Origin of the sequence: Marinomonas sp. TI.3.20 (assembly GCF_038155025.1) — a bacterium.
Lineage (GTDB): Bacteria > Pseudomonadota > Gammaproteobacteria > Pseudomonadales > Marinomonadaceae > Marinomonas > Marinomonas flavescens.
Window position 1 is genome coordinate 185,083 of the sequence record NZ_JBAKAS010000001.1, and the last position, 25,168, is coordinate 210,250.

The 25,168-nt window shown below is 44.5% G+C and carries 22 protein-coding genes; 10 read left to right on the forward strand and 12 right to left on the reverse strand.

Translation table 11 applies throughout. From position 1 onward, the window contains the following. Nucleotides 1–43 precede the first annotated feature (43 nt). The 4 genes from trkA to def form a co-directional block, all read right to left on the reverse strand. The gene (gene trkA / locus V6259_RS00835; RefSeq protein ID WP_133010673.1) at nucleotides 44–1,417 is read right to left on the reverse strand and encodes a Trk system potassium transporter TrkA; all 1,374 of its coding nucleotides are present in this window, start codon (nucleotides 1,415–1,417) and stop codon (nucleotides 44–46) included. Between the two features lie 313 nt (nucleotides 1,418–1,730). Further along, on the reverse strand, nucleotides 1,731–3,098 hold the full coding sequence (gene rsmB, locus V6259_RS00840; RefSeq protein ID WP_341582953.1) for a 16S rRNA (cytosine(967)-C(5))-methyltransferase RsmB: 1,368 nt from the start codon (nucleotides 3,096–3,098) through the stop codon (nucleotides 1,731–1,733). A gap of 5 nt (nucleotides 3,099–3,103) precedes the next feature. Further along, nucleotides 3,104–4,081 (reverse strand): methionyl-tRNA formyltransferase, encoded by a 978-nt coding sequence (gene fmt / locus V6259_RS00845; RefSeq protein WP_341582954.1) that lies wholly within the window; start codon nucleotides 4,079–4,081, stop codon nucleotides 3,104–3,106. Nucleotides 4,082–4,213: 132 nt separating this feature from the next. Next, a complete protein-coding gene (gene def, locus V6259_RS00850; protein WP_133010676.1) occupies nucleotides 4,214–4,726 on the reverse strand; it encodes a peptide deformylase in 513 nt (170 codons plus the stop codon). A gap of 264 nt (nucleotides 4,727–4,990) precedes the next feature. On the opposite strand from def, the gene dprA reads away from it, so the two are divergent. Then, nucleotides 4,991–6,292 carry a DNA-processing protein DprA gene (gene dprA / locus V6259_RS00855; RefSeq protein ID WP_341582955.1) on the forward strand — a complete coding sequence of 434 codons (1,302 nt, stop codon included), beginning with the start codon at nucleotides 4,991–4,993 and terminating at the stop codon, nucleotides 6,290–6,292. 33 nt (nucleotides 6,293–6,325) lie between these two features. Here the strand turns inward: dprA and V6259_RS00860 are convergent, their stop codons facing one another. Then, complete coding sequence (locus V6259_RS00860) at nucleotides 6,326–6,745, reverse strand: RNA-binding S4 domain-containing protein (RefSeq protein WP_133010678.1); 420 nt, start codon at nucleotides 6,743–6,745, stop codon at nucleotides 6,326–6,328. A 48-nt stretch (nucleotides 6,746–6,793) separates the two neighbouring features. Between V6259_RS00860 and cysQ the strand changes: the two genes are divergently transcribed. Further along, the gene (gene cysQ, locus V6259_RS00865; RefSeq protein ID WP_341582956.1) at nucleotides 6,794–7,648 is read left to right on the forward strand and encodes a 3'(2'),5'-bisphosphate nucleotidase CysQ; all 855 of its coding nucleotides are present in this window, start codon (nucleotides 6,794–6,796) and stop codon (nucleotides 7,646–7,648) included. Between the two features lie 44 nt (nucleotides 7,649–7,692). On the opposite strand, the gene V6259_RS00870 is transcribed toward cysQ, so the two are convergent. After that, on the reverse strand, nucleotides 7,693–8,304 hold the full coding sequence (locus tag V6259_RS00870) for a TetR/AcrR family transcriptional regulator (RefSeq protein ID WP_341582957.1): 612 nt from the start codon (nucleotides 8,302–8,304) through the stop codon (nucleotides 7,693–7,695). An 89-nt stretch (nucleotides 8,305–8,393) separates the two neighbouring features. Here V6259_RS00870 and fabF point away from each other — a divergent pair, with 89 nt between their 5' ends. Both fabF and V6259_RS00880 read left to right on the forward strand, forming a co-directional pair. After that, a complete protein-coding gene (gene fabF / locus V6259_RS00875; protein ID WP_341582958.1) occupies nucleotides 8,394–9,668 on the forward strand; it encodes a beta-ketoacyl-ACP synthase II in 1,275 nt (424 codons plus the stop codon). A gap of 184 nt (nucleotides 9,669–9,852) precedes the next feature. Further along, nucleotides 9,853–10,791, forward strand: a complete 939-nt coding sequence (locus V6259_RS00880) for a LysR family transcriptional regulator (RefSeq protein ID WP_133010682.1) — start codon at nucleotides 9,853–9,855, stop codon at nucleotides 10,789–10,791. 114 nt (nucleotides 10,792–10,905) lie between these two features. Here the strand turns inward: V6259_RS00880 and gabT are convergent, their stop codons facing one another. The 3 genes from gabT to V6259_RS00895 all read right to left on the reverse strand — a co-directional run bounded on the left by gabT (nucleotide 10,906) and on the right by V6259_RS00895 (nucleotide 15,296). Further along, on the reverse strand, nucleotides 10,906–12,183 hold the full coding sequence (gabT, locus tag V6259_RS00885; protein WP_341582959.1) for a 4-aminobutyrate--2-oxoglutarate transaminase: 1,278 nt from the start codon (nucleotides 12,181–12,183) through the stop codon (nucleotides 10,906–10,908). A gap of 104 nt (nucleotides 12,184–12,287) precedes the next feature. Continuing rightward, entirely contained in the window at nucleotides 12,288–13,751 is a 1,464-nt protein-coding gene (locus tag V6259_RS00890) for an NAD-dependent succinate-semialdehyde dehydrogenase (RefSeq protein ID WP_341582960.1), read from the reverse strand. A 528-nt stretch (nucleotides 13,752–14,279) separates the two neighbouring features. Continuing rightward, nucleotides 14,280–15,296, reverse strand: a complete 1,017-nt coding sequence (locus V6259_RS00895) for an Ldh family oxidoreductase (protein ID WP_341582961.1) — start codon at nucleotides 15,294–15,296, stop codon at nucleotides 14,280–14,282. A 146-nt stretch (nucleotides 15,297–15,442) separates the two neighbouring features. Here V6259_RS00895 and V6259_RS00900 point away from each other — a divergent pair, with 146 nt between their 5' ends. Then, entirely contained in the window at nucleotides 15,443–15,802 is a 360-nt protein-coding gene (locus V6259_RS00900) for a hypothetical protein (RefSeq protein WP_341582962.1), read from the forward strand. A gap of 45 nt (nucleotides 15,803–15,847) precedes the next feature. Here the strand turns inward: V6259_RS00900 and V6259_RS00905 are convergent, their stop codons facing one another. After that, the gene (locus tag V6259_RS00905) at nucleotides 15,848–17,248 is read right to left on the reverse strand and encodes a diguanylate cyclase (RefSeq protein ID WP_341582963.1); all 1,401 of its coding nucleotides are present in this window, start codon (nucleotides 17,246–17,248) and stop codon (nucleotides 15,848–15,850) included. Between the two features lie 243 nt (nucleotides 17,249–17,491). Beyond that, on the reverse strand, nucleotides 17,492–18,892 hold the full coding sequence (gene lpdA / locus V6259_RS00910; protein ID WP_341582964.1) for a dihydrolipoyl dehydrogenase: 1,401 nt from the start codon (nucleotides 18,890–18,892) through the stop codon (nucleotides 17,492–17,494). Nucleotides 18,893–19,021: 129 nt separating this feature from the next. Between lpdA and V6259_RS00915 the strand changes: the two genes are divergently transcribed. The 5 genes from V6259_RS00915 to V6259_RS00935 all read left to right on the forward strand — a co-directional run bounded on the left by V6259_RS00915 (nucleotide 19,022) and on the right by V6259_RS00935 (nucleotide 23,845). Then, the gene (locus V6259_RS00915; protein WP_341582965.1) at nucleotides 19,022–19,612 is read left to right on the forward strand and encodes a TetR/AcrR family transcriptional regulator; all 591 of its coding nucleotides are present in this window, start codon (nucleotides 19,022–19,024) and stop codon (nucleotides 19,610–19,612) included. A gap of 130 nt (nucleotides 19,613–19,742) precedes the next feature. Next, complete coding sequence (gene lpxM, locus V6259_RS00920; protein WP_341582966.1) at nucleotides 19,743–20,681, forward strand: lauroyl-Kdo(2)-lipid IV(A) myristoyltransferase; 939 nt, start codon at nucleotides 19,743–19,745, stop codon at nucleotides 20,679–20,681. Between the two features lie 170 nt (nucleotides 20,682–20,851). Then, entirely contained in the window at nucleotides 20,852–21,793 is a 942-nt protein-coding gene (gene hemF / locus V6259_RS00925) for an oxygen-dependent coproporphyrinogen oxidase (protein WP_341582967.1), read from the forward strand. Nucleotides 21,794–21,860: 67 nt separating this feature from the next. Next, a complete protein-coding gene (gene aroE / locus V6259_RS00930; RefSeq protein WP_341582968.1) occupies nucleotides 21,861–22,667 on the forward strand; it encodes a shikimate dehydrogenase in 807 nt (268 codons plus the stop codon). Nucleotides 22,668–22,669: 2 nt separating this feature from the next. Then, on the forward strand, nucleotides 22,670–23,845 hold the full coding sequence (locus tag V6259_RS00935; protein ID WP_341582969.1) for a GNAT family N-acetyltransferase: 1,176 nt from the start codon (nucleotides 22,670–22,672) through the stop codon (nucleotides 23,843–23,845). A 47-nt stretch (nucleotides 23,846–23,892) separates the two neighbouring features. Here the strand turns inward: V6259_RS00935 and hmpA are convergent, their stop codons facing one another. Continuing rightward, the gene (gene hmpA / locus V6259_RS00940) at nucleotides 23,893–25,086 is read right to left on the reverse strand and encodes an NO-inducible flavohemoprotein (protein ID WP_341582970.1); all 1,194 of its coding nucleotides are present in this window, start codon (nucleotides 25,084–25,086) and stop codon (nucleotides 23,893–23,895) included. Nucleotides 25,087–25,168 lie beyond the last annotated feature (82 nt).

The following is a 25,168-nucleotide window of genomic DNA, read 5'->3' on the forward strand; positions in this document are numbered from 1 at the left end:
GGAAAAGATAGTTAATGACGCTTAACGTTATTCGGTCTTTTGGCTAAAAGAAAGTTAATCCTACTTGGAACAATTGCTCAACGGCTGGAATCTGTTTCTTATTCGATACAAAGATGATGACATGATCCTCAGCTTGAATGACAACATCCCCAGTGGCGAGAATAATTTCATCACCTCGAACAACCGCGCCTATGGTTGCACCTTCTGGTAAATTGATTTTGGCAATACTACGACCGACTACTTTAGAGGATCGGAAATCACCATGAGCAACAGCTTCTAATGCTTCAGCAGCGCCTTTGCGCATTGAGTGTACGTTTACTACGTCGCCACGACGAATATAACTGAGTAACGAACTGATGGTTGTTTGCTGAGGGGAAATTGCAATGTCGATCATACCTTCCTGAACGATATCAACGTACGCAGGGTTATTGATAATGGTCATTACCGTACGTACTCCCAAAACTTTGGCCAGCATTGAAGACATGATATTGGCTTCATCGTTGTTGGTCAGCGCACAAAATACATCGGTTGATTCGATATTTTCTTCTAATAATAATTCTTTTTTCGAAGCATCACCGTTAAGCACAATGGTGTTATCTAGGTTTTCAGAAAGATAACGGCAGCGTTCTAAATCTCGTTCTATGATTTTTACACGGTATTCTTTTTCAAGGCTATGAGCTAAACGCTCACCGATGTTACCGCCACCGGCAATAATAATTCGTCGATAAGGCGTATCTAACGGGCGCAGTTCACTCATTACATCTAACACATCACGTTGTGGCGTTAGAAAGAAAACCTCGTCATTGGCACGAATACAGGTATTACCGTCTGGTTTTATAGATTTACCATCGCGATAAATGGCCGCAATTCGAGTCTGGATTGACGGCATATGTTCGCGTAAATAGCTGATAGGTTGATCAATAAGAGGACCTCCCTTTTCTGCTTTTACAACAACAAGCTGGACTTTACCTTCTGCAAATTCCATCACTTGAAGTGCACCAGGATAACGAATCAATCTGCTTAAATGTTTTGTTACTTCCTTTTCTGGACTGATACGAACATCGATTGGTAATGCTTGGTCGTTAAACAGTTGCGGGTAATTAGCGTAGGCGCTTGAGCGAACACGGCCAATTTTTGTTGGCGTTTTAAATAAGGTATGCGCAACTTGGCAAGCCACCATGTTGGTTTCATCATGGTTACTTACCGCGATTAACATATCAGCATCATTACAACCTGCTTGCTCCAATACGGCAGGATGCGAGCCACTGCCTTCGACAGTCTGAATATCCAAACGATCCTGAAGCTCTCTTAGGCGCGTTAGATCAGGATCAATAACGGTAATGTCATTGTCTTCGTTAGCAAGGTTTTCAGCGAGCGTTGCGCCAACTTGGCCAGCCCCGATAATGATGATTTTCATATTTTGCCTTAGAGCGCGATCTTAAATCATTGCTCTTTTTTAGTTGTTCTTGTTGGCTCTCATGAGCGCTAATAATGATCTTGATTTACCCTACATGGTAGGCTGTATTTTAAAGACTTCAAACTAATACTTTAATGACATTTGTGAAATATTTAAAAAATTAAGCTTTAAATAGTCATATAGAGGGAAAGTAAGCATGAGCCTTAAAAAATGCTCAGACAGTTTGTGTGTTTCATGTGAAACAATTGCCCGAGCATTTTTTAAGTTGTCGAATCTAAACGATTCTTTTCTTCGATTTAGTGTTCTGTGTTACTTAGCTGTTTTTTTGGATCAGGCAATAATAGAAGCCGTCGTGTCCCTTAAGTGTTGGGAATAATTGACGCCCATGAGAAACAGCAATGCCCCACTCTGTATTTATGGATGGATTTAAAGCGTTCATAACCACCTCTTTAGCATCAGCATGAGACGCTAAGAAATCAGCAATTTGCAGTTCGTTTTCTTCAGGCATTAAAGAGCAAGTCGCATACAAAAGATGGCCGCCTGTTTTCAGTGTGCTCCAGACCTTATCCAAAATAACTTTTTGAATGGCAATGAGCTCTTCAATGTCGACAGGTTTTCGATTGATCTTAATGTCTGGGTTCCGACGAATAACACCGGTTGCAGAACAAGGTACATCAAGAAGGATTTTGTCGAATGACGTACCATCCCACCAAGCATCCAAATCCCCTGCATCGGCGCATTGTAAGTTTGCCATTAATCCAATACGTTCTAGATTGGCTTCGATTTTTTCTAAACGCCACGGTTCTAACTCAACGGCGGTTAAGTCGAGTGTTTCTTCTGCGTCTTGTGCCGCAGCAGCAAACTCAAGCAGATGGCCTGTTTTGCCCCCCGGCGCGGCACACGCGTCTAAGACGTGTTCGCCAAGGCTTGGAGCCAAAATATGTGCAGCCAGCTGAGCTGATTCGTCTTGAACGCTGGAAAAGCCTTCATCGAATTCAGGTAACTCATTTACTCTAACGGCAGATCTTAGGTACAAAGAAGAAGGTGAAAGTAACCCTTCTTCTGAATCTATACCCTTCTCAGCCATTTGAGTCTTGTATGTTTCACGTGAAACTTGGCTTTCGTTTACGCGAATGCACATTGGAGGATGCGCATTACTGGCTTCGATTATTTGTTCGAACTGTTCTGGCCAATGTTTCTTAAAGCGTTTCACTAACCATTTTGGCTGGTTGTATTCCACTGATGGCATGGCTTCAAGTGTCTCAACAATGTCGTCTGCTTCGCGTTGGTAGCGGCGCAGTACGGCATTGATCAACTTGGTCGCCCAGTCTTTCTTTAGTAAACGGCAGGCTTCAACGGTTTCATTTACCGCAGCATGATCTGGCGTATTCATGTAGCCAAGCTGGTATAAACCAATCAACAGAGCGGCATAAAGATCCATGTCCTTCTCTTCGAACGGATGGTTCAACAGGTGCAGAGCAATACTGTTTAATAATGGGAACTGACGGCAGACACCAAAGCACAATTCCTTTAGAAGCGGGATGTGCTCGCTGGCAACATCGTGTTGGTGACGTGCTAGCTGAGTGCTAAGGGAACCTTGTTGTAACAAGACATTAGTAACAACTTGAATCGCGACTTGGCGAGCGCTGTGTTGGATTGAAGGGACATCTGTTGGTTTCATTATAATTACTCTACTAAGCCGAAGCGTTGGCCAATTTGTAAGGCCGCTTTGTGTTTACCGTTTAAGGCATCTTGTACTTTTATGCGCTTGCCGCCGGCAAACTGTACGTCCGTGATTCGAATGCAGCCTTGCCCTGTTGCAACAATAACACCCTCTTTACTGACGACTAGAATCTCACCCGGTGTTGCGCTATCGGATTCGACGCTGGTCAATTCTGCCGCATGAATTTTCATTACGCCTTCGCTGCTTTGAGTGAAAGCAGACGGCCAAGGAGACAAACCACGCACCAGACGTTCGATGAGCTCTGCTGATTGTGACCACTGAAGCTCTCCTTCTTGCTTGGTGAGTTTAGCGGCATAGTTACTTAAACTGTCATCCTGTTTCTCTGCAACAAGCTCGCCTTTTTTGAGTTTCTCCAATGCTTCAACCAATGCTACGCCACCGAGTTTAGCTAGATGATCGTGCAAGCTTGACGAAGTATCTGTTGGCTTGATATCGCAATAAGCTTTCAGCAGCATATCACCTGTGTCTAGCCCAACATCCATTTGCATAATAGTGATGCCAGTCGTTTCATCCCCAGCGATGAGCGCACGATGTATAGGTGCAGCCCCACGCCAGCGAGGCAAGATGGAACCATGGACGTTAAGGCAACCTAACTTTGGCGTGTCGAGTACGGCTTTCGGTAAAATAATCCCATAAGCCGCGACTATCATAATGTCGGCGTTGAGTGCCTCAAGAGCGGCCTTGTCTTCTTCCGATTTAAAGTTAACTGGTTGGAATACTGGAATATCATGCTCAAGCGCCAATTGTTTAACTGGGCTCGCTACTAACTTATGACCACGGCCAGCGGGACGATCTGGCTGCGTGTAAACGCCAACTAACTGATAGTGATTTTGTTCTTGGCTATCTAATAAAGCTTGAAGACTGATGGCGGCAAATTCGGGTGTGCCTGCAAATACAATACGAAGTGGAGAGGTGGTCATTTTGTTTCCTTAACGAAAAAATCAGGCCGAAGCCTGATTTACTCAACGGGTATTCATTTGTTCAACGGTAACCTTTCTTTCAGTACTCTCGCACTTCAGAAAAGCTTGGCATTGAAGCGAAAACAATCAGCTTTAAGGTTTCGCTGCGTTTTTCTGCGCTTTGACTAATTTCGTTTTAATGCGATTTCGTTTTAATGGTGATAGGTAATCTACCATTAGTTTGCCGTCTAAATGATCTACTTCGTGTTGTACGCAAACGGCCATTAGCTCATCTACTTTCATTTCAAACGGTTTTCCGTGTCGATCTAACGCTTTGACGACAACTTCCGCTGCACGGTAAATATGTTCATAAAAACCAGGCACGGATAAACAGCCTTCTTGGTACTCATTAGGCTCATCGTTGATTACTTCAAATTCAGGGTTAATGAACACAATAGGCTCACTATGATCTTCTGAGAAGTCCATCACAACAAGGCGATGATGGTAATCAACTTGCGTTGCAGCTAGACCTAAACCTTTATCTTCGTACATGGTTTCTATCATGTCATCGATTTGGATTTGTAGTGCATCGGTAAATTCGGTAATAGGTTTTGCGACTTTACGTAGGCGCGGGTCTGGGTATTCTAGTATAGTTAAAACGGCCATGATCTTTTCCAATATGTCTTTTATTCGTCGGCCGAGACGCTTTTGGTCTCGACTCTTTGTCTTAGCTATATTGTAACGCAAGTCATCAAGATGGGCATTGCTGAGATGTCGGTTTTTTAAGCAATTCTAATAAATCGGCTTAATAGTATTAACCTATCCTAGACTTTTCATGGTGAAAGTGGGATTTTTAAATGAGACCAAGGAATGGTCTGTTTACAAATTATTGTTATATCTATTTTATTGAATGGCAAGGATGCACACAATATGACAACTTCTTCGCGTTTGATCGGTGGGCTCAGTCAAGAGAATTGGCTGTGTTTGAGTTTTTTGACGGGTATAGGTCCTTCCCGACTTTCTCGGTTGTTTACTTATTTTGATCAGTTGGATCAGTCCCATGAGTGGGATTTATTTTCTGATGAACAGACCGTTGATGATTTACCCGATACCATTGTCTATGAGCTGCTAAGGCAATTGAAATGGCCTGAGGTGACAGCTCGTGAAGCGATGGCGTATCTAGATCATGGCACTTTATCTGAAGAACAAACTCAAAAAAAACAAGTCAGTTTAGAATGGCTTGAAGCCGATGCTCATCACCTCTTACTGCAAAGCGACCCTGCTTATCCTAGCGATTTAAAAGAGATAGCTGTAGCGCCCGCATTCCTTTATGTCGATGGTGACTTAACCAGTTTTTCCTATCCCAAATTAGGTATTGTCGGCGCGCGGCATTGTACTGGATATGGACGTGAAGCGACTCGACAATTAGCGAGCCAGTTATCGCACCGGGGCATTGCTATTGTCAGTGGTGGTGCAAGAGGTATTGATACTGCCGCTCACCAAGGTGCTTTAGAGGCACAATCAACACCCACTATTGCCGTAATGGGAACCGGTTTACTAAACCACTACCCAAAACAAAATAAGGCATTGTTTCAAGATATTTTATTGCATGGCGGGTGTTTGGTTAGTGAATACCCTTTAATGACAGATGTTCGTCCTCATCTTTTTCCACCTAGAAATAGAATTATTAGTGGTCTGAGTTTAGGTATTCTTGTTACTGAAGCATCTCCAAAAAGTGGATCTTTGATCAGTGCAAATTATGCGGTGCAACAGAACCGTGATGTTTTTGCTTTACCTGGTCGAGTTAAAGATATTCAGGCCGAAGGTTGCCATCAGTTGATACGCCAAGGAGCGATACTAGTTCGTCACGTGGAAGATATTTTGGAGGAAATCCTACCCTACTCTAACGAGGAAACTGGCAATAACAAGAAGGCTTTAATGGTTAAAAAGAAGGCAAATGTTTCACGGGAAACATCTATAAAACAACCAAGTTCTAATAAAGAGGTCGTGGAGTCTTTGATCGAAGAGCCTAAAATGAACCCCCTTCCTTTGCATTTATCCGCAAGTGCTCGTGCCATAGTGAAGGTGCTAGAGGTTGAAGCGCAAGCTATGGATTTCGATTCACTTATACGACACACTCAGATAAACGCCGCTTCAATGATGCAAGCGCTTATGGAGCTGGAATTAAGTCAATGCATCGAAAATAAAAACGGTGCTTACATGCGGTGCTGAAAAGCCTGTAATATATGATGTCTATTGAATGGGCTACTCTGTACCACTAAACATGTCTTTTTTGAGTTGTTTAATGTCTCGGCGTTCTTTCTTGTTCGGCTTATGGTCGGACATAATACGACCACCAAAGGATTTGTGTTCGAGAGCTTTCTTTTCGCGTTTCTCAATAGACTCTGATGTTTCTTCGTACAAGAGTTGTGCTTCTGGTGCTCCGCGGCGTTGTCCGCTGATGGTTTTGATCTCGATGGTTTTTTCATCCCAACCAAGACGTAAGCCAATAAGCGCTCCCACTTCTACGTTACGACTGGCTTTGCCCTTACTACCGTTGTAAGAAACCTTGCCGCCGTCTATCGCATCTTTGCAAAGAGAGCGAGTTTTAAAAAATCGTGCGGCCCAAAGCCATTTATCTAGACGTACTGCTTGTGATGCTGGTTGTTTTTCTGCTTTACTCATAAGTTACGTATTAACCCAATTTTGATTATTGTCATGTTCGAGGCTGTTATGCGGGATGTAAATCATCACCCTATTTTCCAAGCGTTACAAAAAATAATACACGATGCTGCTGATGTGATCATGGAAATTTATCAGCGTGCTGATTTAGGCATTGAGCAGAAATCAGACCATAGTCCGGTAACGGCGGCTGATATTGCAGCACATCAAACCATCTTAGCGGGTTTATATGCCATGGCGCCAGAGGTGCCCGTTTTATCAGAAGAAGGCGTAGTCCCTTTTGAAGAGCGCTCTCAATGGCCACTATTATGGATAGTTGATCCTTTAGATGGCACTAAAGAATTTATTAAACGCAATGGTGAATTCAGTATTAATATTGCGTTGGTTGAAAATGGCGTGCCAATCATTGGCATGGTCTATTTACCAACGACATCTGAAGGTTACTTTGGCGTTACTAAAAGTTGGCGAGGGTTGCCTCTTGGGGCAGTTAAATGGCATGGCAAGGATATTGAGCCTATTAGTGTCCGCAAACCTAATACGCCGTTAATAGCAATGACGAGTCGTAGCCATGGTCCCTCTCTTCCTGTTGCATTAAAACAAGATTTGAAAAACATCTATGAATCGGTACGTGAAATTCCCAAAGGGAGCTCTATTAAGGCATGTCGTATTGCCGAGGGTGTTGCAGATTTACATCTACGTCGTGGGCCAACGAGTGAATGGGATACCGCAGCACAACAAGCGATAGTCGAAGCTGCCGGAGGTATGTTGGTATCGTCAAAAGGCAAACCATTTAAATATAACCAAAGAGAGTCACTGCTTAATGGCCATTTCTTCGTATCAGGGCCAGAAATTGCACCTAATGTGTTGGCTTGGTATCAGCAAAGAAATTCTGATGAAGAAGAGTAATCACTCGATTACTCTTCTAGTTGGCGTTAATCAGGTTTAGTTTTTTAACATTTATCTGAGACAATTTTAGTGTCTTGAATTGCCAAATTGATTCTATTAAAAATGCGTGATTGGGCGCGTTTTAAAAAATCTCTTTGTAATGGCTGAGTGATGGAACGAGCAATGGCGACTGTTCCTACTAACGAGACAACGGTTTCTTCCGCAAGGTCTTTTACATCACCTGTACTGCCTTGTTTTTTAAGAATGATCGTTAGCCTATCTACCAGACTATCAAAGCATGCTTGGTAGGCCTTGCGAACCTTTTCTTCTTTGTGTGCTGCATCAGTGACCAAAAACTCTAATGGGGATGGAGAGTCACCGCTATTTCTTGTCCAGCTAAGATATCGAGTGAGGAGTGCTTTAATATGAGTCTCTTTATTCTCCGATTGCTTCTCTCTGCGTGCCCAAAATGAATGGGAGGCAGCAAGTTGCAATGCGGCTTCATATAGACTGCTTTTACCCGAGAAATGAGCATAAAAAGCCCCATGAGTCATGTTGGCCTTTTTCATGATTTGATCTAGCGTAACGCGGTCAAATCCATAGGTACAAAATAACTTGGCGGCCGTTTGCAAAATTCGCTGACGGGTTTGTTCTTTGTGCTTTGGCGTGTAAGGCATATTTAGTCTCCTAAATATTATCTTGATCATATATAGCACTACTCTAACATGGCATGTTTCCTTGAGTCGAAAGTAAACGAGGTTTTCTTATGTCAATCAAGCAAAGAATTGTTATCACAGGCATGGGCTTGGTATCTCCTTTAGGCTTGGGAGTGAATGCTGTCTGGGATCGCATTACCAAAGGTGAATCTGGTATTCGCCGCATAGCCCTGCAAGGATCTGAGGCATTATCAACCCAGATAGCAGGACAAGTACCGAGTCATATCGAACAAGAAAATGGTCTAAACGAAGCCGACTATATGACGCCAAAAGAGCGTAAACGCATCGATTTATTTACCTTGTTTGCATTAGCCGCAGCCGACGAAGCATTGACGCAAGCAAATTGGTTTCCAACATCGGATGAAGACAAAGAAGCGACGGCGACCATTATTGGCACTGGCATCGGTGGTTTGCCAGCATTAACAAATGCTCAAAAAATATTGGACGCGCAAGGGCCAAGACGTTTGTCGCCATTTACGGTACCCTCTTTTTTAGCCAATTTAGCGGCTGGGAATGTCTCAATCAAATATGGTTTCAAAGGCCCTTTAGGTACGCCAGTGACAGCCTGTGCTGCGGGTGTTCAGGCGATTGGCGATGCGGTCCGTATATTGTTGACTGGTGAAGCAAAAGTGGCGTTAGCAGGCGGTACAGAAGCCTGTATTGATCCATTGTCATTGGCAGGCTTTGGTGCGTTGAAAGCTTTGTCTACATTGAATGAAGCGCCAGAGCACGCATCGCGACCGTTCAGTAAGGACCGTGATGGTTTTGTCATTGGTGAAGGTTCTGGTCTATTGGTGATTGAAACTTTGGAGCACGCGTTAGAGCGTGGTGCCACACCACTTGTTGAAATTGTCGGTTACGGCACCAGTAGCGATGCTTATCATTTAACGTCTGGTCCTGAAAGTGGCGAAGGCGCCGCGCGTGCAGTGAAGCAAGCGCTGAAAATGGCGAATCTGGAGCCAAGTAAAATAGGCTACGTGAACGCCCATGCAACCTCGACGCCTGTGGGCGACCGTAGTGAAATTAACGCCCTACGGAGTATTTTTGGTGAAGGCATTAAAGACGTCGCAATCTCATCGACCAAATCGGCAACAGGTCACTTATTAGGTGCCGCTGGCGGGATTGAAAGTATCTTCAGTGCGCAAGCTATCTTGACCTCTACTCTTCCGCCCACCTTGAACTTGCGTGAGCCAGACGAAGGTATGGAAGACTTAGACCTAGTGCCACTAGTGGCGCGTAAAAAAGACGTGGAATATGTACTTTCAAACGGCTTTGGATTTGGTGGTGTCAACGCAGCATTGATTCTGAAACGCTATAAAGCATAAATTAATAAGTAAGTGTGTACTTACTTATTGTATGCGTTAATTGATCAAAGGCGACTCATTGAGTCGCCTTTTTTGTGTTCATACATCAGAGTAGAAAAGTAAAGGCGGATAACGCTCGCCTTCTTTTAAGCGGTATAAGAGAATACTTGGCACAGATGAATATAAAGCAGAGGAATGAGTTGCCATGAGCGCAAAAAATTACTCATTGGGTCAAGTCGGCGATTATGAGATAAAGCAATTAAAGGTGTTTAAAACTGTGGTGGATTGCGGTGGTTTTTCGGCGGCAGAAACGGCGTTGAACATCGGTCGCTCAACCATCAGTTTGCATATATCCAACTTAGAATCGCGTCTAAACTTGGTGCTTTGTAAGCGTGGACGTGGCGGCTTTTCTTTGACTGAAGAAGGCGTTGTGATTTATCAAATGACAGAGAATTTATTGGATTCTTTGGATGCTTTTCGAACCACGGTGAACAATCTTAATGCTAGTCTGACTGGGAAATTAAGAATCGCTTTATCTGATAAGGTGAGTTTGGACCCTCGTAGCCATTTTCCAGAACTGATTGAACGTTTTTCTAATGAAGCCCCAGAAGTCTCTATCACGACCAATGTGGCGTCTATGTCGAATATCGAACGTATGATACTCAATGATGAGGCTGATATAGGCTTTATTCCCTACCATCGTAAGCTAGAAGGCTTGGATTATATCCACCTTTATCGTGATGTTTGTTATTTGTATTGTGGCAGTGATCACCTATTAGCGAGCATGTCAGAGGCAGAGCAAGACAGCACAGCGGATCTCTATCCGGCGACTCACGCAGGATTGAAACCCCATGAAGCGATCAGTAATCAGATTGCGAGGATGAATATGACCGCCGTGTCTTACTTCTACGACAGTCGTCTTGCGCTGATTTTGTCTGGTAAATACATTGGTTTTTTACCTGACTTGTACGCCCAGCCTTATGTTGAACAAGGCAAGATAGTAAAAGTAGCGCCACAACATCGCTCTTATACGTTAGGCGTAGCGGTCATCTGCAAAAAGTCATCTCAACCTAATAAACCACAAGAACTGTTTCTTAATCTTCTTACACAAGCCTTTCAAGAGTTAAACGCCGCGCCTTATTAATCGCGAGCCTGTTAAAAGCAAAAAAATCGCTGTATCAAAGGATACAGCGATAATAGGAGGCAAAATCATTATTAACAACGAAGCCTAGTTTTAGCTTCGTTGTTCTTCTGTTTTTTAAACAAGTTCAGCAAAGCAACGTTTAAAGATCGCCATGCCTTCTTCAATAATGTCAGTTTCGATGGTCAGTGCCGGCAAGAAACGAATGACGTTGCCGCGAATACCACAAGACAAAAGCACCAAACCATTTTCAGCGGCTTTAGCGGACAGATTTTTTGCCATTTCCGGATAAGGTTTATTTACATCTCCATCGTGTACAAGTTCCACCGCGATCATGGCACCGGCATTACGAATATCGCCAATAATGTGTGGGTATTCCGCTTGAAGACCTTGTAAATGCTCTACAAATTGATTGCCTATTTGTGTTGCTCGAGTGCACAGCTGTGCTTCTTCGATGATATCAAAAACAGCCAAAGCAGCGGCACAGCCGACAGGAGAACCACCATAAGTACCTCCTAAACCTCCAGGAATTGGCGCATCCATTATTTTTGCTTTACCAACAACCGCGGCTAGAGGGTAGCCTCCAGCAATACCTTTTGCTGTTGTCATCAGATCCGCTTCGATGCCTGCTTGCTCGTGGCAGAACATAGTCCCAGTTCGTGCAAAACCAGACTGTATTTCATCTAGAATTAATAATATGCCATGTTTATCACACAGTTTACGAAGCGTTTGTAAGAAGCTTGCAGACGCTTGGTAGAAACCACCTTCACCCTGCACTGGTTCGATAATGATTGCGGCAACACGGGCAGGCTCAATATCACAAAGAAAGCGTTCTTCTAGGTCAGTAAGTGCTTGCTCTTCAGTGATACCAAGGTAGTCATTTGGATAAGGAATATGATAAATATCGCTTGGAAAAGGTCCAAAGCCAATTTTATATGGATTCACTTTTCCTGTTAGACCCATGGTCATATTAGTACGACCATGAAAGCCACCATTGAACGCAATCACACCAGGACGTCCCGTGTAAGCGCGAGCGATTTTAACGCAGTTCTCTACCGCTTCTGCACCAGTAGTGACAAACATGGACTTTTTCGGTGTATCACCAGGAGCCACTGCATTTAACTTTTCAGCCAAAATCACAGCTGATTCATAAGGCGTAATTGTTAAGCAGGTGTGAGTGAAGCGTTCAAGCTGTGCTTGCACCCCCGCTTTTACTTTAGGATGGTTATGACCTGTGTTGACGACGGCAATACCGGCACCAAAATCAATATGGCGCTTGCCTTCAACATCCCAAATTTCCGAATTTAGAGCATGGTCAATATAAATAGGAGCCATGTTGCCTTGACCACGAGCGATCGCACTGTCTTTGCGTTTTTGTAAATCTGCGTTGTTCATTTTAACTTTCACCTTTTAGAGTATGCTCAATAATCGAAATGCGGCGTGTGATACGCGGCCTCTACTTATTAAATAGGATAAATTAGTGGTACTAATGGAATGGCTTAAGCCAAACCGCCCATACACATATATTTAATTTCAACGTATTCATCGATACCGTATGAAGAACCTTCACGACCACTGCCAGACTCTTTTACACCACCAAATGGCGCAACTTCAGTGGAAATAAGACCTTCATTAATGCCGACCATGCCGTATTCCAAGGCTTCAGAAACACGCCAAATACGCGCGATATTTTGGGAATAGAAGTACGAAGCCAAACCAAAAGGGGTATTGTTTGCCATAGCAACGGCTTCTTCTTCCGTTTTAAACTTAAATAATGGCGCGACCGGACCAAAAATCTCATTAGAGAAAATGTCCATCTTGTCAGTGACGCCGGTCAAAATGGTTGGCTCAAAAAAGCGTTCGCCGACGCTGGATTTAGCCCCACCAATAATCGCCTTCGCCCCTTTTTCGATCGCGTCGTTGACGAGCGTCTCAACTTTTCCGATGGCCGCATTATTGATTAATGGACCGATAGCTACGCCCTCTGAAAAGCCATCTCCTGTTTTGAACTCCGCCACTCGCTTCGCTAATTTCTCAGCAAAGGCATCGTAAACACCTTCTTGGATCAATAAGCGGTTAGCACATACACAGGTTTGACCTGCATTACGGTATTTAGAAGCAATCGCTCCTTCTACTGCTGCGTCTAGATCAGCGTCATCGAAAACGATAAAAGGTGCGTTGCCACCGAGTTCCATCGACGTGCGTTTTACCGTTTGTGCGCATTGAGAAAGCAGTAACTTCCCTACTGGTGTTGAGCCTGTAAAAGACAATTTACGCACCGTAGGATGACCTGTTAGGACGCCACCAATGGCTTTCGCATCGGTACCCACAACAACGTTTAACACACCGGCTGGAATGCCTGCTTGATGCGCAAGTTCCGCTAAAGCAAGCGCGGATAAAGGCGTTTCATCAGACGGTTTGATGACGATCGCACAACCCGCAGCCAAGGCTGGCCCTGCTTTACGAGTGATCATTGCGATTGGAAAGTTCCACGGCGTAATCGCCGCAACCACACCAATAGGTTGTTTGATAGTCAATACGCGTTTGTCTTTGGCAAAGGTAGGAATAGTATCGCCATTTAGACGACGGGCTTCGTCGGCGAACCAGTCAATGAAGGACGCGCCGTACAATACTTCGCCTTTTGCTTCTGCAAAGGGCTTACCTTGTTCTAATGTCATGAGCGTAGCGAGGTCATCTTGATTGTCTAGAATCAGTTGATTCCAGCGGCGCATTAACGTCGCACGTTCTTTAGCCGTACGAGCTTGCCATTCTTTTTGAGCCACGGCAGCGGCTTCAACCGCTTGCGTTGTCTCTTGCGCGCCCAAATCTTGCACATCAATCAGGTGTTCGCCATTTGATGGATTGATAATTGCAAAGGTCTTACCTGATGCCGAAGGCACCCATTCGCCACCAATATAAGACTGGCTTTTAAGAAGAGTTGGCTGTGTTAACTGTACTGACATAAATGACTCCAAACTCGCTGCGGAGAATTGTTGTAAAGTGCCGTTAAGGTAGTAATAACCGCGTTCTTTGATAGTAGATAAAGCGCTGGAATAGAAAAATGAAAAGCTATCAACGCAATGTTTGAAGTTTCTCAAACATTGTGATCAAAAAACAATCAAACATAAGTGGTCTTCTTTGTTTTTGATGACTTTTTACTAAAAGTATCCGTTCAAAGCCCAATACTACAAAAGTGGTTGTAGATGTATCTTTCTGGTTTTAATGTGAATCAACTGGTTTATATCGTCGCCAAATATCGCGAGGAATCTGATGAAAACAACAATGATGGGTAAAATTTTGGAGAGGATTAATTGAATAATAGGTCTGCTTTGTAGACCTTAGTGAGTAGGTTTTGAATTGACTCACTAAGGGGCAATAGCCGTAGTCGCTGGTAAAGTACGCTTACCTTTAGAAAAGACTAAACCCTCAGCATGAGGACTTATTGTCAGATATTGGTTTTAGTTTTGATGATTAAGTGATTGTTACTTAATCTAATTCTTAAGTTTTAAAAGATCATTATAAAGTGTTTTTGGAATGTCTACGGCATTTCTAACTAGGTTCCGCTCACGTGCTTGATAGCGACGTTGTGATGGTAGACGAGCACCTTGTTCAATAATATCGGCAAACAAACGCTCCGCTCTATCATTATTGGCTGGGACATTACCGCCGCTTAATAGATTAGGGTCAAAAGCGATAATAATTTCTCCATGATACGGCGCCTCAGGTTGTCCGTTAGCGGCTTCCATGCTCTCTTTACTGGTTAAATCATCAATTAAAGGGCCGGCGAGCAGCTCGATCATAATCGACAACGCCGAGCCTTTATAATCCCCAAACGTCAGCATGGAGCCATCCATCGCGGCTTGTGCGTCTGTGGTTGGATTACCGTCTTTATCAATCGCTACGCCCTCAGGAAGTGGTTTTCCAGCTCGGCGATAAAGTTCTATTTCACCGCGTGCGAATTGGCTGGTGGCAAAATCAAACGTAAATGGATTCGTTCCTTGGCGCGGCCAACTAAAGGCCAGCGGATTGGTGCCAAGCGTACCGCGTTTTCCGCCTGCAGGTGCGACCCATGCATGGCTAGGTACCATCGCCAAACCGGCTAACCCAACGGCTGACAGTTTCTCAACTTCAGGCCATAAGGCAGAGAAGTGGAAGCAATGGTTAATCGCCAACGCCGCAATCCCATTCTTTTTCGCTTTTTCAATCAATAATGGCAAGGCGGCATCCAGCGCCAATAATGAAATACCACCGCTTGCATCAGCTTTTACGACAGATGGCGCGGCATCCACGATCGTTGGTTTGGCCGAGCCGCTAATACGGCCGATTTTCATACTTTGGGTACACATGAGAAGACGAAATAGGCCATGAGAATGACAGTCGTCTTGCTGGCAAGCCGCGATGACATCGGTAATAGACTTAGCGTGATCGTCACTGAAACCGTTGTCCATTAGAATGCTTTCGCTTAGTTCTCGTACTTCTGCCAAGCTCAGAGTGATGGTATCGCTCATGCCTTTCTCCATTAATGATGAATGTTTATTGAATGGCGCTTATTATAAAAATCCATTTATCGTTTTCTTGCAAGATAGCAGATTACGACCGACACGGGTAATCGTTAGAATGGCTAGTATTAATATTTTGTGATTAGGGTGGAGCGGTGTCTTTTTCTTACTTAGAACAATTTATGCAGCAGTGGAAGGTGTATTTAAAGCAACATTTTAAACGTTGTGGGTTGAGCTACGTCGAAGTAGAAGGTGATGATCAGCTGGATATTAAAGCGAATTCGTTGACTTATTTTGCTTGTTTACGGACGACCTCTCAATCTATCTTTAATATGGATGAATCACGGGATGAGCTTGCTTGGATTATGCTTGAGAAACAGTTAAAGGCGCTGGCGAAGAAGGCCGAGATAGGCGCGTCTAATCTCGTTTCTAAGCTGTATATTGAAGAGACTCAAATCTTGATCCGTCTGAATTTTAGTTACGATAATGAGCAGCATATTATCTATGTGGGTTAGCATCAAAGAGCGAGTAGAGGCTGGTGAGAAGGCTAAGAAACGTCTCTAGCAGCCATTGAACGTACAGACGCGATTTCGGCCGGTCTGTTTGGCTTTGTAAAGCGCAGTGTCGGCTTCTCGGAGCAATTCATCAATATAACAATGCATCCCGAAGCTGAAAGTCACTCCAAGAGACACTGTGTAATAAATCGTTTGCTTATCATGGCTGGATAAGCCATCTGCCGCGAGTGATTCACGTAGAGATTCTGCAATTTCTAGGGTGGTTGCTCGGTCGGTATCGGGTAATAAAATAGCGAATTCTTCACCACCAATACGCCCTAATACCGCACTCTCTGGCAGGTTAACAAGGCTGTTTCGAGCCAGATGCTGTAATACTAGATCACCGTGGTCATGACCATGAATGTCGTTTATTTTCTTGAAGTGATCAACATCCATCATCAACAATGCACAGTTTTCTTTCTCTATCGATGCTTGTTTAAGCATGGCGTTACTGAGTTCAAAAAAAGAGCGGCGATTGCTGAGCTCTGTTAAATAGTCAATGTTTGCGCGCCGTTCCAGCTCTTGGTGCGCGTTGTGGTTTTCAATGGCAATGCTGGCTAAGTTGCTGGCGAACTGAATCTGCTCAATGTCTTTGTCGGTTGGCTTTGCTGACGGTGCGTTGTAAATAGCAAAGGTGCCCAGCAATAAACCATCAGAAGAGATAATAGGTTCAGACCAACAAGAGGTTAGTTCTGCGGCTTGTGTAAGATCAGTAAAGGCGCTCCAATTAGGGTGCGTATTAATGTCTTCCACTATGACTCGTTGTTTATGGTAAGCCGCGGCGCCGCATGAGCCAACAGTAGGTCCTATGGGAACACCATGAATCGCTTGGCTGTAAAAAGCGGGTAGGTCTGGCGCGGCACCCAGTAACAGGCGCTGTGCTTCTTTGTCGAATAATAAAACGCTACACAAAGATTGAGGGCTTTCTCTTTGCACCTGTTGGACAATCATGGTGAGTACGTCTTGAAGAGATGAACTTCTGGCCACCATTTCGAGCATATCACTGCGCACTTTCAAGCGTTGTTCAATGATTAGGTGATCAGTGATGTCGTTCACATAAAACAGCTGTTTTCCTTCGAACAAGGTGAGAGACAAACTAACCTGTCGGACTCGGTCGTTTTTGTCGCGCAGACTTGTTTCTATGCTGGTCGATGCGTTATCGAGCGCGATTTGCGCCAACCACGATTGTAGAGTTTCTTCTTTGGCATTGTGAAGAGAAAAAGACTTGGCGTACCAGCTATCAATGTCTGGAATATCTGTTTTTGTATAGCCGAACGATTTACGAAAAATGTCATTGAGTAATAGGGTTTGTTTTGAGTCAGAATCGAATACACCGATTGCTACAGGAGCAAACTCTAATAAGTTTACTAATTGCACCATCTGATTATTTTCTGCCAATTTCGTCATGCCATGCTTCTCTCGTAAATCTGTTCCAATCAGTGGTCCTCACCGATTACTTGTTGAGCTGAGGGCGCTCATTGGAACAACTTAATTGCTTAGTAAATATACAGTAAACGCTGAACTTAAGCGTGTAGTATTACGCTTTTTGATGGTGTCTATTGTCATAATTTTGTAAGCGGAGGTATTTTACTGAAGGCAGAGCTAGAAACGAACCCATGAGAACACTCAATGGGCTCGTTGCAAAAGAAACTAGCGACGCTTCTTATTCGGAAGGTCAGTAATGGTCCCCGCCCCTAGCTCAGCGGCTAAGCCTACGCTTTCATGCAAACTTGGGTGTGCATGAATGGTTAAGGCGATGTCTTCTAATGTGGCACCAAATTCGATGGCTAATGTTAGTTCGCCTAACAGCTCGCCAGCATGGGAGCCAACAATACCAGCCCCAAGCACACGCTGACTTTCGTCGTCGTAGATCAGTTTAGTTTTACCTTGGGTGACACCAGAAGCGATAGCGCGACCACTCGCACTCCATGGGAAAACGGCGGATTTAACTGCAATATCTTGTTTTTTCGCTTCTGTTTCAGTTAAACCAACCCAAGCAACTTCTGGGAAAGTATAAGCAATAGAAGGGATAGCCAGCGGTTGGAAATCAACCTTGTGTCCAGCGATAACCTCAGCGGTAATATGTCCTTGATGAGACGCTTTATGGGCCAACATAGGACCATGAGTTACATCACCAATGGCAAAGATATTAGGTACATTGGTTCTGCCTTGTGTATCGGTCAAGACAAAACCACGCTCATCCAATTCTACACCCATTTCTGGAATGCCAGCTTTGCGGCCATTAGGCGAACGCCCTACTGCCACTAACACAGCATCAACCGCTAGATTACGAGCACCATCTTTATCTTCTAACGTGATGTTCAGCGCTTCAGGTGTGGCTTCGATGTTGGTCACTTGTGTTTTAGTTAAAAACGTCATGCGGTCTTTGTTTGCTTGTTCAAAAACACGCACCAAATCTTTATCGGCGCCCGTCATAATTTGGTCGCCCAGCTCAGCTACGGTGATTTTCGAGCCTAGAGATTGGTAGACAGTGGCCATTTCCAAACCAATAATCCCACCGCCTAGTACCAATAAATGCTCTGGAATACGTTCCAATTGCAGTGCGCTGGTGGCATCTAGAATGCGCGGATCATCGTAAGGTACGAAAGGCAAGCGAATGGCACGAGAGCCAACTGCAATAATGGCGTTTTCGAATTCAACTTTCTCGTCTTTGCCATCTCTACTAACGACGATGGAATGCGTTGAGTCGAATACCCCTTCCCCTTGAAGCACAGCTACTTTTCGGCCTTTTGCCATGAGCGCCAAGTTACCTGTAAGCGTATCGACTGTGGATTGGCGATGATGACGAATGGCATCTAAATCAATTTTTGGTTTAGGGAATTCGACGCCATGACTTGGCTCATCTGCCATGCGGATTTTCCCAGCAATATGCAGCAGCGCTTTTGATGGAATACAGCCTACGTTTAAACAAACGCCACCGATGCGTTCGTGACGTTCGACCATTGCAACAGACAACCCCAGATCGGCGGCACGAAAAGCGGCGGCATAACCACCAGGACCACTGCCAAGAACCAAAAGATCGTATTTCATTATATGTCCTCTATAGATTGAGAGTGAAAAGCTTACCTATCACCTGATAGGTTTAAATATAACTTGTTACTTTCGTTAAGGTCAATAAAATACCTATCTATAGATAGGCTAATAAAATTGGATAATGCAATGACTGCGAAAAATATGTTTTCTCACAACCGTCTTCCTAGTATGGACACAAAAAGCAAAATAATGAATGCAGCAGAGGCCGCCATTGTTCAAGGTGGCTACGGGTCTTTTAGCTTTCGAGACATTGCCGAAGAAGTGGGTATTAAAAGCGCGAGTGTTCACTATCACTATCCGACAAAAGCAGATCTGGTGGTTGCTGTGATGGCGCGCTTTACCGATGATTTTCAGAGAGCTTTACCAGACCCTAGCGCAGAAGACTTTGATGCTAAAAACACGCTTAATGCTTTTATCGATGGCTTTAGAATGCAGAATGTAGATCGCCATAGTATGAGTATCTGCACCATGTTAACGGCTGACAAACAGCAATTATCAGCGCCTGTCAGTCAGTCCTTAGCGGATTTTTATCAGGTGAAATTAGCTTGGTTAACTAAGGTTTTCATGCGCTTAGAAGGAACCTCCGAAGAAGTATCCAATACAAGGGCTGGTCAATTTATTGCCACCTTGCATGGCGCGTCCGTGTTGGTGCAAGCCACAGGCGAGCTGGCATGGTATGAAAAAGTTGCTTCAAGCTGGCGTCAATCAACTGACTAACAAGGTAAAGAATGAAAAATAGTCTGTTTTCAGCGGCTATTTGCTGATTTAAATGGGATGGTTATTTTGAGGCTAATTCGCCTTGATGTACTATGTGGGCTTATTTCATTCAGGCAAGATATTGTTAAAGATGAGCACATCAGACAAACATTTACATAATCCTACGTTCAAGTGGCGTTTTCTTCTTCCTCAGCATTGGTTAACTTGGATTGGCCTCTTCTTTGCGGCATTGCTGGCATTTGTTCCTTTTCGTCTGCGTGACAAAATGGGGGCCAAAATTGCTCACATTCTTGTGAAACGTGATAACAGCGCGCTAAAGCGTGCTCGTTTGAATTTGCAGCATTGCTTTCCAGAAAAGTCTCTTGAAGAGCGTGAAGATATACTCACTCGCTGCTTTGAAACCGCGGTGCAGTTTTTTCTGGGTTACGCCGGTTTATTAGTGCGCAGCAAAAAGCACAATCAAGCAAAAGGCGTAATGATTGGAGGTGAGCACTTACTTCCATTATTAGACCGAGGTGAAAAGATCATCGCCTTGGTTCCCCATTGTTGGGCGATTGATTATGCCGCGGTGATGATTGCCGCAAAAGGCTATCAAGTCTCGACCATGATGAAACCGCAGAAAAATGAGATTGCTGACTGGCTAATTCACAAACAACGGATGCAATTTGGTGGAAAAATTTACCCTAGATCGGCCGGTATTAAGCCTTTTTTGAAGTCCGTTAAAGAGGGCTATTTGGGGTATTACTTGCCGGACGAAGACCTAGGGCCACAACATTCTGTGTTTGTGCCCTTCTTCGGCGAAACCAAAGCCACTATGAAAGGCTTAGGCAAATTCGCCAAGCTGACAAAAGGCGTTGTGGTGCCTATGTTGCCAACCTACAACGCAAAAAATGGTAAGTACGAGCTGTTTATCTTACCGGCGTTGGAAAACTTCCCAACGGGGGACGAAGAGCAAGATGCCATTGCTATGAACCAAGCCATGGAAGCGCTGATTGTTGAGCACCCTGAGCAATACATGTGGATTCTCAATCTGCTGCGCAGCCGACCTGACGGCACTAAGCTTTATTAGATTAAGAAAGTAGATTAAAAAAATTCAAAAATAACGTTGTTGCATAAGAGATTTTTTTATCGAGAAACCTCTTCTCTTCTTCATAATATTTTATTCATCAATGATGAACTGCGGCTCATCGATTGCCTGTTCTAGAGTAGCAGGCCGAACCAAACGTGATGGAGCTCTTCATGTTAGACAGTACCAACCCTTCCCTAACCCGTCTTGATATTGATGCGGTTAAAACCTACCTACTTTCCTTGCAAGATCAGATCTGTCAGGCGTTAGAAGGCGTCGAGCCAGAGCGCCGATTCAGCGAAGACGCATGGGATCGCCCTAATGGTGGCGGTGGTCGTACCCGAGTGATTGCCGATGGTCAGGTGATTGAAAAAGGTGGAGTGAACTTTTCCCATGTGATGGGAGATCATTTGCCGCCATCAGCGACCGCGGATCGTCCAGAATTGGCCGGAGGAAGCTTTGAAGCCATGGGCGTATCGTTGGTGATTCACCCTAAAAATCCAATGGCGCCGACTTCCCACGCCAACGTGCGTTTGTTTATCGTACATAAAGAAGGCATGGAACCAGTTTGGTGGTTTGGTGGCGGCTTTGATTTAACCCCTTATTACGGTTTTGATGAAGACTGTGTCGAGTGGCACCAAGCGGCTTTTGACGCTGTGGAACCATTTGGTGAAGGCTATTATCAGCGCTTTAAACACTGGTGTGATGAGTACTTTTACCTCAAACATCGTGGTGAGCCACGCGGCATAGGCGGATTGTTTTACGATGATTTTAACGAGGGTAGCTTCGAGCACGGTTTCGGTATGATGCGTGCAGTAGGAGACGCCTATAGCAAGGCATATGTTCCTATTTTAGAACGCCGTAAGCACCTCCCTTTTACTGAGCAGCAGCGTGATTTCCAGCTGCATCGTCGTGGTCGTTATGTGGAATTTAACTTGGTATTTGACCGAGGCACACATTTTGGTTTGCAAAGCGGTGCAGGTCGAACTGAATCGATTTTAATGTCCTTGCCACCTGAAGTTCGCTGGACTTATGACTATCAAGTCGAGGAAGGCAGCGAAGAAGCCAAGTTGACAGAGTATTATCTAACTTCCAAAGATTGGCTTAACGGCTAAGCACATAACATAGCGCCATTAGACAGTGGTCTGGTGGCTAACAAGATTGATATTAAGAGGCTAAACCGTGGATTTATACGCCGTTGTTGGTAACCCTATAGCACACAGTAAATCACCGAGCATTCATACGTATTTTGCCAATCAAACCCAGCAAGATCTAAACTATTCGACGCTATTAGGCGACGAAGAGCGTTTTGAAGAACAAGTTACAGAGTTTTTTAAAAACGGCGGCAAGGGGCTTAATGTCACTATGCCGTTCAAAGGTCGCGCTTATGATATGTGTGATGTGTTGAGCAAGCGAGCCAAACAAGCCGGTGCGGTGAACACGCTAATGATAGGTCGCAATGGCGATATCTTTGGTGATACCACAGATGGCGTGGGCATGGTTAACGACATTACCAAGAACCACGGACAGTCTTTGCAAGGCAAACGGGTGTTGGTGATTGGCGCCGGTGGTGCAGTGCGTGGTGTATTAGAACCAGTATTAGCTGAGCAGCCAGCCTCAGTCACTGTGGTGAACCGAACCGTGTCAAAAGCCGAAGCATTGGCTGAGCAATATGCTTGTCTGGCGTCTTCATTTGACGACCTAGAGGGACGCTTTGATATCATTATCAATGGCTCTGCGAGCAGTATCTCAGGTAGCTTACCGCCGTTAAAAGACAGCATTATTGATGCTAATACCTGGTGCTATGACATGGCCTACAGTAAAGAACAGACCTTGTTTTTAAACTGGGCAGAACAACACGGAGCACAAGGTGTGGATGGCTTAGGTATGCTGGTGTGCCAAGCAGCTGAGTCATTTTATTTATGGCGCCAAGTTCGTCCAGAAACCAGCTCTTTAGTCGCTAAAATGCGCCAAGAAATGGAAGCCTAAAGATGAAAGCGCAGTGGTTTAATAGAGTTGAACAGATAGGTGAAGCCAACTGGCAAGCGGCTATTGGTAACACTCGTTATCCCTTTGCGCAATACGCGTTTCACCTAGCGTTAGAACAAAGCCGCAGTATTGGTGAAGGCACAGGTTGGTACCCAGAATATTTGCTGATTACTGATGCAGATGAGCTGGGCGAGGATCGACCATTAGCCATTGCCCCAACGTATCTTAAAACCCACTCACAAGGCGAGTTTGTCTTCGATTGGTCATGGGCCGATGCTTATCAGCGCTATGGAATGGAATACTATCCTAAGCGGATTTGGGCGATTCCTTTTTCTCCTGTCACTGGGCTGCGGATATTCTCTCATCTTGACCCAAAAGGTGACGATGCAGACTTTGCGAATCTGTACCCAGCGCTGGCGAAGCTGATGACCGAAGCCAATCAGGAGCGCCAATTTTCAAGTTGGCACTTGCTGTTTACTAAGCCTGAACACGTAGATTTATTGCGCCAAGATAAAACCCTATTACAGCGTGTTTCTTGCCAGTTTCATTGGTTTAATCGTGATTATCACGACATGGATCATTACTTTTCGCACTTCTCAAGCCGTAAGCGAAAAGCCGCACGCAAAGAGCGCGACAAGGTGGTTAAGCAAGGCGTGACTCTGACGCGTACCCTTGGTAATGAACTGACGGCCGCTGAAATTGACTTCTTTTATCTGTGTTATCAATCAACCTATGCCAAACGTGGTCAACAAGGTTATCTGACTCGAGAATTTTTTGGCTTATTGGCGGACACCATGGGCGATCAAATCCTCTTGGTGCAGGCGTACAGAGAAGGCGAAGCGATCGCCGCGTCGTGGTGTTTCTTTGATGATCATTCACTATATGGGCGTTATTGGGGCTGTATGGAAGAAGTGGATTGCCTGCATTTTGAAGCTTGTTATTACCAAGGAATCGAGTTTTGTCTCGAAAAAGGGTTACAGCATTTCGATCCGGGTACACAAGGGGAACACAAGATTGCTCGTGGCTTTGAACCTGTTTTTAGCCACAGCGTACATTACATTGCTCATCAAGGATTTCGAGAGGCGATTGGGAATTTCTGTGAGGAAGAAGCGCAAGCGGTGCGCGAGTATCATCAAGATACCCACGCGTTATTGCCTTTTAAACAAGAGCCTAGCTAGCGCTACGCCAGCCAGACTGATGATTAAGATGCCACGATAAAGATGGCTTAAACGTCTTGATGTGGGCCGAATAATTCGTAATGAACACGGTCCGCTTCAACGCCTAATGTCAGTAATTGCTGTTTCACAAACATCATGAAACCGACTGGACCACATAGGTAAAAATCCCCATCTGTCAAAGGCAAAGCGTCTTTGATGTCTGCTAGTTGCATATTACCTTCGTAAACACCCTCTTCTGTTTCGTTAGCGCGCTCATACCAAGTATGAACAGACAGTTGAGGCAATTGCGCTTTAACGCTGTTTACGTGTGCTTTAAAGGAATGCTGACCTTCGTGAGCACAAGCATGTAAGTAACTAATTGGCTGGCTGTAACCTTGCTTAGCAAAGGTATCCAGCATAGCTTGCATCGGTGTTAAGCCAACGCCGCCAGAAATAAGCACAACAGGTTTTGCTTTGTCTTCGAAGATAAAGTCACCCGCTGGTGGCATCGCTTCGACAATGTCACCGACATTAATGTGATCATGTAGATAGTTAGACATCACGCCCGCCATCTCATCATTTCCTTCACGTTTGACACTGATGCGGTAGCTTTTGCCATTGGCAGTGGTAGACAAAGAGTACTGACGGATTTCGTCGTACTGGTTACCTTTAGGATGTATTTTAACACCTAGGTATTGACCAGGAATGTAGTCAATTACAGGATTACCATCTACCGGCTCTAGAACGAAGCTAGTGACTAATTCAGATTCTGGTGTTTTAGACGCCACACGGAATTCACGGAAATCTTTCCAGCCACCGGTTTCGGCCGCATTTTTCGCGTATAGGTCACCTTCTACCTTGATAAAGATTTCGGCTAATTGAGCGTAAGCCGCTACCCAAGCTTCTTCTACATCAGGAGTGAAAGCCTCTGGCGCAAGTTCACGCAGGGTTTCAATCAAGTGATGGCCAACAATGTCGTATTGATCAGGCTGGATGTTAAAACTAGTGTGCTTATGAGCAATGCGCATCACAGCGCTGGTTAAGACTTCTAAGTTATCAATATGAGTCGCGTAAGCCGCAATGGCATTAAACAAAGCCGCTGGTTGGCGACCTGTTTTTTGGTTTGTCATGTTGAAGATGTCACTCAACTCTGGGTTGTGAGTAAACATGCGCTGGTAAAAGTACTCAGTAATCGCTGGGCCAGCTGAAGCCAACAATGGGATAGTCGCTTTTACTGTATCTATATGTGTTTGGGATAGCATGGTGGTGCTCCTTTCTACTAAAGTATCGTAATTGAATTTCTATTACTGTTTATATAGCGAAAGTCGTGCCAACAAAATAAAT